We start from the raw sequence: 11,929 nt of genomic DNA on the forward strand, positions 1-11,929 counted from the left end.
CCATCGAACTTGTCAATGACTAGATTCCGCGTAATCTGCTGCACATGACCAGCGAGCGCACCTACCACCACGGCGACCTGCGGCGGGCCGTCCTCACCGCCGCACTCGACGTCATCCGCACCGAGGGCCCGGGCGCGCTGAGCCTGCGCGACCTGGCGCGCCGGGCCGGCGTCTCCCACGCGGCCCCCGCCCACCACTTCAAGGACCGCACAGGCCTGCTCACCGCCATCGCCACCGAGGGCTACACCCTCTTCGCCGACGCACTGGCCGACGCCCCGGACCTGAGGGAGCGCGGCGTGCGGTACGTACGGTTCGCCACCGACCACCCGGCCCACTTCCAGGTGATGTTCCAGCCGGACCTCTACCGCGCCGACGACCCCGAACTGCTCGCAGCAAAAGCCCGTGCTTCGGTGGAGCTGCGTGCGGGCGTCACCGGCCTCCCCGCCGCCGGACGCGGCGACGACGCCCGGCTCGCGGGCGTGGCCGCCTGGTCCCTGGCCCACGGTTTCGCCACCCTGCTGCTCAGCGGCAACCTGAGCGGCCCGGTGGGCGCGCGGGATCCCGAGGCGGTCTTCCGATCACTTACGGGGCTGTTGTTCGCGCCGACGAATCCTGCCAACGAGTGACCGGCCAGGGCGGTGAGGCGTGTTTCGGCCATCGGAGAGCCTGTACCTGACGGGATCCGGAGGGCTGGGGGCCCTCGTGGTCTGGCCAACGGTCTTGCCGTTCCGGCCTGATCGGGTGCGTCGCTGAGCGGTGGAGTCGTAGAGTCCACGGCCATGTCCATCGACTTGAACCGGCCGCCGTTGTGGCGGAACCGGCAGTTCGCTCTCCTGGCTTCCGCGCGAGCCATTTCGGTTCTGGGCAACGGCTTCGCCCGCGTGGCGCTGGCGTTCGCAGTGCTGGCTCTGCCGGGTGCCGGTCCAGGGCGATTGTCGTTGGTCCTGGCTTGTCAGGCGGTGCCACAGCTGGTTCTCATCTTGTTGGGCGGCGTGATCGCGGATCGGATGTCACGTTCCCGGCTGATGGCGATGGCCGATGTGGTCGGTGCTGCGGCATACGGCGGGTTGGCGGCCCTGGTACTGGCAGGCCATGCCCCGCTGCTGCTGATGTGCGTGCTGGCTGTGGCTGCGGGCACGGCTACGGCGCTGTTCGCTCCGGCGATGGACGGGGTGGTGCCCCTGGTGGTGCCGGCCGAGCAGCTTCAGCAGGCCAACGGATTGCTGCGTGTGGGTATGAACATCTCGTTGCTGTTGGGCTTGGCCCTGTCGGGGGTGACGGTGGCTTGGCTGGGCGCCGGCTGGGCACTGGCGTTGAATGCCCTCTCATTCGTGGTCAGTGCGGTGCTGACGTCGTTGCTGGGAATCGGTGAGCGTCCGAGGAAGAGGTCCTCCGGCTGGGCGGATCTGCGAGAGGGGTGGCGGGAGTTCTCCTCCCGGCAGTGGCTCTGGGCCGTGGTCTGCCAATACGCCGTCGTTATAGCCGCGTTGAACGCCAACGTCGGCGTGCTGGGTCCGCTGGCGGCCGAGCATCATCTCGGTGGCGCTCGCGCCTGGTCGGTGATCGTCGCTGCGCAAGCCCTCGGAGCTGTCGCGGGCGCGGGTCTGGCGGCCAAGGTGCGGGTTGAGCGGCCGATCCTGGTGGCGGTTCTGGCCACATTGCCGTCGGCCGTGCCGATTGTGCTGTTGGGGCTCGGGGCTCCGGTGTGGCTGATCGCGGTGGCGATGTTCGGGTCGGGCGTCTCCTCCGATGTCTTCGGGGTGCTGTGGTCCACCACGATTCAGCGGGAAGTGCCGGAGGAGGCTTTGTCCAGGGTCAGCTCGTACGACTGGTTCGGTTCGCTCGCGTTCGCTCCGCTGGGCTTGCTGGTAGCGGGGCCGGCTGCTGATGCATGGGGTACGGACCGGATGCTGTTTACTTGCGCCGCTCTGATTGTCGCGGCGACCTTGGGAGCCTTGCTGGCTCCGCAGGTGCGCACTCTTCGTGCCCCGGCGCGGGCTGAGCGACCTACGGCAACGGATCACTCGGTGATCCGCGGGGCTGTAGACACGGAAGCCACGGGCGAGGAAGCGGCGGGTTAGCCCGCCGGCCGAGGGTCGGCCGTCCCGCCGCACTCAGGCGTTACTCAGGCGTTGCGGCCCTCTGGTCGAGGACATAAAGCTGTGCGTGTCGGAACTCGCCACCAATGCGTTGCTGCATGGCGCGCCACCCTGGCGCGAGTTCTGCGTCGGCCTCCACCGGGGCAAGGAGCTGGTCCGGCTGGAGGTCCGTGACAGCGGGCCCGGTCAGCCGGCGGTCCAGCGCCCCGGCGACGACGCCTGCTCGGGGCGCGGGTTACGCCTCGTGGGCGAGCTCGCCGACGACTTCGGGGTCGATGATCACGTCGTCGGCAAGACCGTGTGGCTGGTCTTCAAGACCGTAGCCGCGCCCGATCCGGCGCCCCTCACGACCCCAGAATCGTCGTGAGGAACTCCCCCGTCCACGCCAGCAGTTCGCGGCCGACGACCGGCTTGCCACCGATCTTTCCGGTGGTGGGGCGTGGGACCAGGATCTGGTGGATGGCCGGCTTGATGATCGTCTTCGGGTAGAGGCGCTTCAGGCGGAGCTCCTGCGATTCGCGCAGCTCGACCGGGGCGAACCGGATGTTGGAGCCCTGGAGCACGATCTCGCCGACGCCGCAGGCACGGGCCAGCATGCGCAGGCCCGCGACCAGGAGCAGGTTCTCGACCGGCTCGGGGAGCTTGCCGTAGCGGTCGGTGAGTTCCTCGCGGACCGCCCTGATGTCGTCCTCCGTGTTGGCCGCGGCGATGGCGCGGTACGCCTGGAGGCGCAGCCGCTCGCCGGGGGCGTAGTCGTGGGGGACGTGCGCGTCGACCGGGAGCTCGATCTTGACCTCCAGGGGCGGCTCCTCCTCCACGCCGCCTTCGAGGGAGGCGCGGTAGTCGGCCACCGCCTCGCCGACCATGCGTACGTACAGGTCGAAGCCGACGCCCGCGATGTGGCCGGACTGTTCGCCGCCCAGGAGGTTTCCGGCGCCGCGGATTTCGAGGTCCTTCATCGCCACGTACATGCCCGCGCCCATCTCGGTGTGCTGCGCGATCGTGGCCAGACGCTCGTGGGCCGTCTCGGTGAGGGGCTTCTCCGGGGGGTACAGGAAGTAGGCGTAGCCGCGCTCGCGGCTACGGCCGACGCGGCCGCGCAGCTGGTGGAGCTGCGACAGGCCGAAGTTGTCGCCGCGCTCCACGATCAGGGTGTTGGCGTTGGAGATGTCGATCCCGGACTCGACGATCGTCGTGGACACCAGGACGTCGAACTTCCTCTCCCAGAAGTCCACCACCACCTGCTCCAGGGCCTGTTCGGACATCTGGCCGTGGGCGGTCGCGATCCTCGCCTCGGGGACGATCTCGCGCAGGCGCGCGGCGGCGCGGTCGATCGACTCGACGCGGTTGTGGATGTAGAACGCCTGGCCCTCGCGGAGCAGTTCACGGCGGATCGCCGCGCCGATCTGCTTCTCCTCGTACGGGCCGACGAAGGTGAGGACCGGGTGGCGCTCCTCGGGGGGCGTGGTGATCGTCGACATCTCGCGGATGCCCGTCACGGCCATTTCGAGCGTACGGGGGATGGGTGTCGCGGACATGGTGAGGACGTCCACGTTGGCGCGGAGTTTCTTCAGCTGTTCCTTGTGCTCGACGCCGAAGCGCTGCTCCTCGTCGACGATGACCAGGCCCAGGTCCTTGAACCTCGTCTCGGAGGAGAAGAGGCGGTGGGTGCCGATGACCAGGTCGACGGAGCCCTCGCGGAGTCCTTCGAGAGTTGATTTGGACTCGGAGTCGGACTGGAAGCGGCTCAGCGCCCGTACGCTGACCGGGAATTGGGAGTAGCGCTCGGTGAACGTGCCGTAGTGCTGCTGGACAAGGAGGGTGGTCGGGACGAGGACAGCTACCTGCTTGCCGTCCTGGACCGCCTTGAAGGCCGCCCGTACCGCGATCTCCGTCTTGCCGTAGCCGACGTCACCACAGATCAGCCGGTCCATCGGGACGGACTTCTCCATGTCCTCCTTGACCTCGGCGATGGTGGTGAGCTGGTCGGGCGTCTCCGCATACGGGAAGGCGTCCTCCAGTTCGCGCTGCCAGGGGGTGTCGGGGCCGAAGACATGGCCGGGCGCCGCCATCCGCGCCGAGTAGAGCTTGATCAGGTCGGCGGCGATCTCCTTGACGGCCTTCTTGGCGCGCGCCTTGGTCTTCGTCCAGTCGGCGCCGCCGAGCCGGTGCAGGGTGGGTGCCTCGCCGCCGACGTACTTGGTGACCTGTTCCAGCTGGTCGGTCGGGATGTAAAGGCGGTCGCCGGGCTGGCCTCGCTTGGCGGGGGCGTACTCGACGAGGAGGTACTCGCGGGTGGCGCCCTGCACGGTGCGCTGCACCATTTCGATGTAGCGGCCCACACCGTGCTGTTCGTGGACGATGTAGTCGCCCGTCTCCAGCGTCAGCGGGTCGATCGTCTTGCGGCGGCGGGCCGGCATCCGGCCCAGGTCCTTGGTGGCGGTGCGCTGACCGGTCAGGTCCGTCTCGGTGAGTACGGCGAGCTTGAGCGCCGGGTCGACGAAGCCGTGGTCGATGGCGCCGCAGGAGACATGGACGAGGGACGGGGAGATCTCCGCCAGGTCCGGGTCGAGGCGGGCCGCGATGCCTTCGCCGCTCAGCACCTCGACGGTACGGGAGGCGAGTCCCTGGCCCTCGGTGACGTACACCGTGCGCCAGCCGTCGGCGATCCAGCCCTTGGTGTCGGCGAGCGCGCGGGCGGTGTCGCCGCGGTACGACTCCGGGGCGTGCATCGTGAGCTTGAGGGTGTCCTCGTCGAGCTCGTCGTCCGCGGCGAACGGGGAGACCGACCACCACATCATCTCCAGCTCGCGGGCCCGGTCGCGGACGTCCGCGATGCCCCACAGGGAGGCCGCGCCGACATCGATCGGAGCCTCCCCGCCGCCCGCGGTCGCCGCCCAGGACGCCTGGAGGAACTCCTGGCTGGTGGCGACCAGGTCGGCCGCCCTGGTGCGGACCCGCTCCGGGTCGCAGACCAGCGCCATCGAACCCTTGGGCAGTACGTCGAGCAGCAGCTCCATGTCGTCGACGAGGACCGGGGCGAGGGACTCCATGCCCTCCACCGCGATCCCCTCGGCGATCTTGCCGAGCAGCTCGCCCAGCTCCGGGTGGAGTTCGGCGAGGGCCGCGGCCCGCTCGCGCACCTCGCCGGTCAGCAGCAGCTCACGGCAGGGCGGCGCCCACAGCCCGTGCTCGGCGATCTCCAGCGACCGCTGGTCGGCGATCTTGAAGTAGCGGATCTCCTCGACGTCGTCGCCCCAGAACTCCACCCGAAGGGGGTGCTCCTCGGTCGGCGGGAAGACATCCAGGATGCCGCCGCGCACAGCGAACTCGCCGCGCTTCTCCACCAGTTCGACCCGGGAGTACGCGGCTGCCGCGAGCGCGTCGACCGTCTTGCCGAGGTCGGCGCTCTGCCCGATGCGCAGCGCTACGGGTTCCAGGTCGCCGAGCCCCTTGACCTGTGGCTGGAGCACGGAGCGGACCGGTGCGACGACGACGCTGACCGGGCCGGTCTCCGGGTCGTCCTTCCTCGGGTGCGCCAGGCGCCGCAGCACGGCGAGGCGGCGGCCCACGGTGTCGGAGCGGGGCGAGAGCCGCTCGTGCGGCAGGGTCTCCCAGGACGGGAACTCGGCGATCGTGTCCGGCGGCAGCAGGGTGCGCAGCGCGGCCGCCAGGTCCTCGGCCTCCCGGCCGGTCGCGGTGACGGCGAGCACGGTCCGCCCGGCCTCACGGGCCAGCGCGGCCACGGCGAAGGGACGGGCGGCGGGCGGGCCGACGAGGTCGACGTGCATCCGGTGGCCGTCGGTGGCGGCCTTCACCGCTTCGGAGAGTGCCGGGTCACGTACGACGACATCCAGCAGGCCGTGCAGGCTCATGAAGGGCTTCCGTCCGGGTAACGAGGGCGAGGTCTGACAGCCGGCTGCTGCCAGGGGGCAACGCGAAGGGGCAACACGAAGGACCCGACACGTCTCACGGGCCGGGGGTTCCCAGCGTACGACTCCCATGTGACAGCCGCGTGCGCAATCCGGCTCAGCGGGTCGGATCCAGCCCGGCGGGCCGGATCCGACCCGGCCCGTGCAGCGGGCACGCGCCGGGCCGGCAGCTCTGCCCTGCGCCCATGGTCCGCGCGCCCCGGGCCCGGGGCCCGGGGCGCGGGGCCCGGCAACTCCACCCCGCGCCCCGCGCCGTACGGACACGAATCCGGCCCCGGAGTGTTTGGAGGAACACCCCGGGGCCGGATCCAGTCATCCTACGTCGGCCGTCACCCTCGCTATTCCGTGGCGATCGCGTTCAGGACGTTCATCCTGCCCGCCCGGAACGCCGGGACCAGGGCCGCGAACAGGCCGACGAAGGCCGAGGCGACGAAGACCGTGAGGATCGTCGGCCACGGGATCTCCAGGACGCCGAGGCCCTCCAGAGCCAGCAGCTTCTGGGCCGCCGTGCCCCAGCCCATGCCGAGGCCCAGGCCCAGCAGGGCGCCGAAGACCGCGATGACCACAGACTCCAGGCGGATCATCCGGCGCAGCTGGCGGCGGGAGAGGCCGATGGCGCGCATCAGGCCGATCTCGCGGGTCCGCTCGACCACCGACAGGGCCAGGGTGTTCACCACACCGAGCACGGCGACGATGATCGCGAGTGCCAGCAGGCCGTAGACGATGTTCAGCAGCCGGCCGATCTGGTCCTTCAGCTGCTGCTTGAAGTCGGCCTGGTTCTTCACCTCGTACTGCGGGTACTTGGCGAGGGCGTCCTTGAGCGCGGCGTACGCCTCCTTCTCCTTGCCGTCCGCAGCCTTCGCGAACATGATCATGTTGTCCGGCAGGGCGTCGGCGGGGACGTACTGCGCGGCGGTCGTGATGTTGGTGTACATCGCGCCCTTGTCGATGTTCACGTCGTCCGAGGTGATCGCGGCGACCTTCAGCTTCGCGCTCTCGCCGCCCTTGAACGCGACGGTGAGCCGGTCACCGACCTTGATGTGGTGGCGGGTGGCGTAGCCGTCGCCGACCGACATGGCGTCCTTGCCGTAGGCGTCGGCCAGGTTGCCGGAGACGGCCTCGCGGCGGACGTCGTCCTTGTACGTCGGGTCGGCGGCGACCAGGCCCTCGTCCTCGGTGGTGCCGTCGGGGGCGGTCAGCTCGGCGCTGACGACCTTGTAGTCGGTGAGGTGCTCGATGTCCGGCACGGTCTCCAGGGCCTTCACGGCCTGGTCCACGATCAGTGTGGGCGTGTTGCCGGACGCCTGGACGATGAAGTCCGCGCCGACCGACTTGTCGAGTTCCTCCGTGGCCGAGGCGACCATGGAGGAGCCGACGACGGAGAGGCACGCCACCAGGGCGAGGCCGATCATCAGGGCGGCGCCGGTCGCTCCGGTGCGGCGCGGGTTGCGCAGGGCGTTGCGCTCCGCGAGCCGTCCGACGGGGCCGAACATCCGCAGCATGACCACGCTCAGCACCCGGACCACGAAGCCGGCCAGCAGTGGGCCGATCACGATGAAGCCGATCAGGGTGAGGACCACGCCCACCCCGAGGAAGAGCGAGCCTTCGCTCGACTTGTCGGCCCGCGTCGCGGCGAGGAGCGCGGCGCCACCGGCGAGGGTGAGGACCAGGCCGATCGCGGCCCGGACCCGGCCCGCGCGGCCGTCCGCCGGGGTTCCGGCGTCGCGCAGGGCGGCCATCGGGGAGATCTTCCCGGCCCGGCGGGCCGGGATGTACGCGGCGACGACGGTGACGATGATGCCGAGCGCGAGGCCGACCACCGGGGTCGTCCAGGCGACCGTGAGGTCCTTGGTGGACAGGTCCATGCCCATGGCGCCCATGAGCTTCATCAGGCCGACGGCGAGGCCGACACCGGCGCCGACGCCGAGGACGGAGCCGACGATGCCGAGGAACAGCGCCTCGATCAGCACGGACCGGTTGACCTGCTTGCGGCTGGAGCCGATGGCCCGCATCAGGCCGATCTCGCGGGTGCGCTGGGCGACCAGCATCGAGAAGGTGTTGACGATCAGGAAGATGCCGACGAGGAAGGCGATCCCGGCGAAGCCGAGCATCGCGTACTTCATGACGTCGAGGAAGGAGCCCATGGAGTCCTTGTTGGCGTCCGCGGCCTCCTTCTGGGTCTGGAGCTTGTACGCGGAGGTGTCGCCGAGCGCCGTGGCGACGTGTCGCTTCAACTGCGTGTCGGTGACGCCGGATTCGGCGGTGACGGAGATGAGGCTGAAGACGTCGGGCCTGCCGAGCAGCTTCGTCTGCGCGGTGGCGGTGTCGAAGTAGACGATCGCCGCACCGGGGTTGGTGACCTTGAAGGTGGCGATGCCGCTGATCTTCGCGTCGATGTCGCCGGTGGCGGCGATGGTGCGCAGCTCGTCACCGATCTTCAGGCCGTGCTTGTCGGCGGTGTCGGCGTCGACCATCACCTCGGTCGGGCCGCGCGGTGCGTGGCCGGAGGTGATTTCCATCGAACGCAGGTCGTTCTTCGTCCAGTTGCCCGCGATCGTCGGGGCGCCCGTCGTCGAGCCCATGTTCTTGTTGTGGCTGTCGACGACGGTGACGGACATGCTGCTGACCGCGCCCTCGGCGTCCTTCACACCGGTGGCCTTGCCGACCTGCTCGACGGCGGAGGCGGGGAGCGTGACGGGCTTGCCGTTCTCCGGGAGCCGGTCGTTGTCCTCGGGGCTCTTGGGGCTGACGGTGACATCGGCCGACGTCGCGGCGAAGAGCTTGTCGAACGTGGTGTTCATGGTGTCGGTGAAGACGAGCGTGCCGCACACGAACGCCACCGACAGCAGGACGGCGACGGCGGAAAGCGCCATTCGTCCCTTGTGCGCGAAGAAGTTGCGCCTCGATGTCTTCCAGACGGTCATGACGTCCGCCCGCGCGAGTCGAAGTCCTTCATGCGGTCGAGGACCTGGTCGGCCGTCGGGTCCAGCATCTCGTCGACGATGCGTCCGTCGGCGAGGTACAGCACCCGGTCCGCGTAGGAGGCGGCGACCGGGTCGTGGGTGACCATGACGATGGTCTGGCCCAGCTCGTCGACCGACCTGCGCAGGAAGCTCAGCACCTCGGCGCCGGCCCGCGAGTCCAGGTTTCCGGTGGGCTCGTCGCCGAAGATGATCTCCGGCCGGGCGGCGAGCGCCCTGGCCACCGCGACGCGCTGCTGCTGGCCGCCGGAGAGCTCGGTGGGCCGGTGCTTCAGCCGCTCGGCGAGACCGACTGTCTCCACGACCTGCCGCAGCCAGGCCGCGTCGGGCTTGCGGCCCGCGATGTCCATCGGCAGCGTGATGTTCTCCAGCGCGTTGAGCGTCGGGAGCAGGTTGAACGCCTGGAAGATGAAGCCGATCCGGTCCCGGCGGAGCTGGGTGAGCTTCTTGTCCTTGAGCCCGGTGATCTCGGTCTCGTCGAGGTGGATCTGACCGGAGGTCACGGTGTCCAGGCCGGCCAGGCAGTGCATCAGGGTCGATTTGCCGGAGCCGGACGGACCCATGATCGCCGTGAACTGCCCGCGGGCGATGTCCACATCGACATGGTCGAGCGCGACGACCCGGGTATCCCCCGCCCCGTACGCCTTGACGACCTGCCGCGCTCGCGCAGCGACGGCCGTACGCCCTCCAGTGCCCCCGTGCCTGGGAATGGTTACAGCCGATGTCACGGTTTTTCTCCTATGCCGGTCAGTGTCTGCCGGTCGGCGTTTGCCGGTCGGCGTTCGGGATGTCGCGGGTGCACCTGCGAAGTGTGGTGTTCCGAGGGAGCCCGGCGCGCTGGTGCACAGCGCAGTCTTCGGGTGGGGTTTTCCCCACCGCGCCCCCTGCGGTCAGCCGCATTCACGGTGGGAATCAGCCGCTTTTCGCGGTGTAGGAACACGGTAAGGAACGGGCCCGGGCCGTCACGTCCTCCGCCGGGAGGAACCGCCCCTGGGCAAAACTGAGGACCGTCCCCTAGGGGTCTCGGCCCCCGGGTGGAGACCCGCCTCAGGGACTGGACCCATGGGTGCACGCGCCGGAGCCCGCAGCGACCTTCAAAACCGTCCGCCGGCTGCGGCATCCTCCCCGCCGGGATCCACGGGTGAGACAGTGTCCCGAGAAAATACATGCAGGGGGAAGGAATCTTGGTGAGCGGCGCGGGCGGCAATGCGGGCGGCAGTACCGAAGCGGTATCCGGGTCCGGGGTCGGCCGGGCCCCCTCCCCCGCGACGCCGCCCGGACGCGGCCCGGTGGTCGCCGCCCTGATGCTCGGGATGGCTCTGTCGGCCATCGACGGCACCATCGTCTCCACCGCGGTTCCGCAGATCGTCGGCGACCTCGGCGGCTTCTCCGTCTTCTCGTGGCTGTTCTCCGGCTATCTGCTGGCCGTGACGGTCTCCCTGCCGGTGTACGGGAAGCTCTCCGACACCTTCGGCCGCAAGCCGGTTCTGATCGCCGGCATCGCCCTCTTCCTGTTCGGCTCGGTGCTCTGCGCCGCCGCCTGGAACATGGCCGCGCTGATCGCCTTCCGGGTCGTCCAGGGCCTGGGCGGCGGCGCCCTGCAGGGCACTGTGCAGACCATCGCCGCGGACCTCTATCCGCTCAAGGAACGCCCCAAGATCCAGGCCAAGCTGTCGACCGTATGGGCCACATCGGCGGTCGCGGGGCCGGTGATCGGCGGACTGTTCGCGGTGTACGCCGACTGGCGCTGGATCTTTCTGATCAATCTGCCGATCGGAGCCCTCGCGCTCTGGCTCGTCGTACGTCACCTCCACGAGCCGTCCCGCACCCGCCGGGCGGCCGGCGCGCCCCGCCCCCGTATCGACTGGGCAGGCGCCCTCGCCGTCTTCGCGACCGGCGCCCTGCTGCTGACCGCGCTCGTCCAGGGCGGGGTCGCCTGGCCCTGGTTCTCCGCCCCGTCCCTCGGGCTGCTGGCCGGCAGTGTCGTGCTCGGCGCGCTGACCGTCGTCATCGAGCGGCGGGCCGCCGAGCCGATCATTCCCGGCTGGGTCTGGCGTCGGCGGACCATCGCGTCGGTCAATCTGGCACTGGGCGCGATGGGGCTGCTGATGGTCGCCCCCACGGTCTTCCTGCCGACGTACGCCCAGTCGGTGCTGGGTCTCGGCCCGATCGCCGCCGGTTTCGTGCTGTCCGTGATGACCCTGAGCTGGCCGGTGTCTGCGGCGTTCTCCAACCGCGTCTACAACCGCATCGGCTTCCGCCACACCGCGATCATCGGCATGAGCTGCGCCCTGCTGATACTGCTCGCCTTCCCGTTGCTGCCGTATCCGGGCGAGCCCTGGCAGCCCGCCCTGATCATGCTGCTGCTGGGCGCGGCGCTCGGGCTGTTCCAGCTGCCGCTGATCGTCGGCGTCCAGTCGACGGTCGGCTGGGCCGAGCGCGGTACGACGACCGCCTCCGTACTCTTCTGCCGCCAGGTCGGCCAGAGCGTCGGCGCCGCGCTCTTCGGGGCCGTCGCCAACGGGATCCTCGCCTCCCGGCTGGCCGCCGCCCCGGTCCCCGGGCTGCCGGACGACCTGGATGCGATCTCGCACGCCCTGGACGGCCCGGGCAGGCTCTCGGCCGCGGCGACGGACTATCTGCGGCGGGCCGTCGACGCCGCCGTCGACCACGTCTACCTCGGCGCCGCCGGGGCCGCGGCGCTCGCCCTGCTGGTGCTGGTCTTCGTGGCCCCGCGCCGCTTCCCGGTCCTCACCGAGGAGCCGGACAGCGACGCCCCGGCGGCGTAGCCGTCCGCATCGCGCTGGGGACAGAGGTACTCCACTCGGCGAGACCTCACGCAACTGAGCCATTACCGTGGGTAGTTCAGGCCAATGTCTCCCCAACTGCCATACCCGCGAGTAATGTTCGCGCTTCC

General features: G+C 70.0%; 7 protein-coding genes. 4 read left to right on the forward strand and 3 right to left on the reverse strand.

Going from position 1 to position 11,929, the window contains the following annotated elements:
• Positions 1 to 44 precede the first annotated feature (44 nt).
• From ACGFU7_RS28190 to ACGFU7_RS28200, 3 genes are all read left to right on the forward strand, one after another.
• On the forward strand, positions 45 to 626 hold the full coding sequence (locus tag ACGFU7_RS28190) for a TetR/AcrR family transcriptional regulator (protein WP_393699316.1): 582 nt from the start codon (positions 45 to 47) through the stop codon (positions 624 to 626).
• Positions 627 to 779: 153 nt separating this feature from the next.
• Positions 780 to 2,081, forward strand: a complete 1,302-nt coding sequence (locus ACGFU7_RS28195) for an MFS transporter (protein ID WP_393699317.1) — start codon at positions 780 to 782, stop codon at positions 2,079 to 2,081.
• 61 nt (positions 2,082 to 2,142) lie between these two features.
• On the forward strand, positions 2,143 to 2,466 hold the full coding sequence (locus ACGFU7_RS28200) for an ATP-binding protein (RefSeq protein WP_393699379.1): 324 nt from the start codon (positions 2,143 to 2,145) through the stop codon (positions 2,464 to 2,466).
• Here the strand turns inward: ACGFU7_RS28200 and mfd are convergent.
• The 3 genes from mfd to ACGFU7_RS28215 all read right to left on the reverse strand — a co-directional run bounded on the left by mfd (position 2,444) and on the right by ACGFU7_RS28215 (position 9,740).
• Positions 2,444 to 5,974: a transcription-repair coupling factor gene (gene mfd / locus ACGFU7_RS28205; protein WP_393699319.1), complete on the reverse strand. Its 3,531-nt coding sequence runs from the start codon at positions 5,972 to 5,974 to the stop codon at positions 2,444 to 2,446. The genes ACGFU7_RS28200 and mfd overlap by 23 nt on opposite strands.
• Positions 5,975 to 6,369: 395 nt before the next feature.
• Entirely contained in the window at positions 6,370 to 8,955 is a 2,586-nt protein-coding gene (locus ACGFU7_RS28210; RefSeq protein ID WP_393699321.1) for an ABC transporter permease, read from the reverse strand.
• The gene (locus tag ACGFU7_RS28215) at positions 8,952 to 9,740 is read right to left on the reverse strand and encodes an ABC transporter ATP-binding protein (protein WP_393699322.1); all 789 of its coding nucleotides are present in this window, start codon (positions 9,738 to 9,740) and stop codon (positions 8,952 to 8,954) included. The genes ACGFU7_RS28210 and ACGFU7_RS28215 overlap by 4 nt, the downstream gene beginning before the upstream one ends.
• A gap of 438 nt (positions 9,741 to 10,178) precedes the next feature.
• Between ACGFU7_RS28215 and ACGFU7_RS28220 the strand changes: the two genes are divergently transcribed.
• Positions 10,179 to 11,801: an MFS transporter gene (locus ACGFU7_RS28220; RefSeq protein WP_393699324.1), complete on the forward strand. Its 1,623-nt coding sequence runs from the start codon at positions 10,179 to 10,181 to the stop codon at positions 11,799 to 11,801.
• The last annotated feature ends 128 nt before the right edge of the window (positions 11,802 to 11,929 follow it).

The sequence above is a fragment of the Streptomyces sp. NPDC048473 genome, assembly GCF_043200155.1.
Classification (GTDB): Bacteria; Actinomycetota; Actinomycetes; order Streptomycetales; family Streptomycetaceae; genus Streptomyces.

What these genes read in the sequence shown, in the direction of transcription:
- ACGFU7_RS28190 (WP_393699316.1), top strand. Translation starts at nt 45, where the DNA reads ATGACCAGCGAGCGCACCTACCACCACGGCGACCTGCGGCGGGCCGTC.
- ACGFU7_RS28195 (WP_393699317.1), top strand. Translation starts at nt 780, where the DNA reads ATGTCCATCGACTTGAACCGGCCGCCGTTGTGGCGGAACCGGCAGTTC.
- mfd (WP_393699319.1), bottom strand. Translation starts at nt 5,974, where the DNA reads ATGAGCCTGCACGGCCTGCTGGATGTCGTCGTACGTGACCCGGCACTC.
- ACGFU7_RS28210 (WP_393699321.1), bottom strand. Translation starts at nt 8,955, where the DNA reads ATGACCGTCTGGAAGACATCGAGGCGCAACTTCTTCGCGCACAAGGGA.
- ACGFU7_RS28220 (WP_393699324.1), top strand. Translation starts at nt 10,179, where the DNA reads ATGCAGGGGGAAGGAATCTTGGTGAGCGGCGCGGGCGGCAATGCGGGC.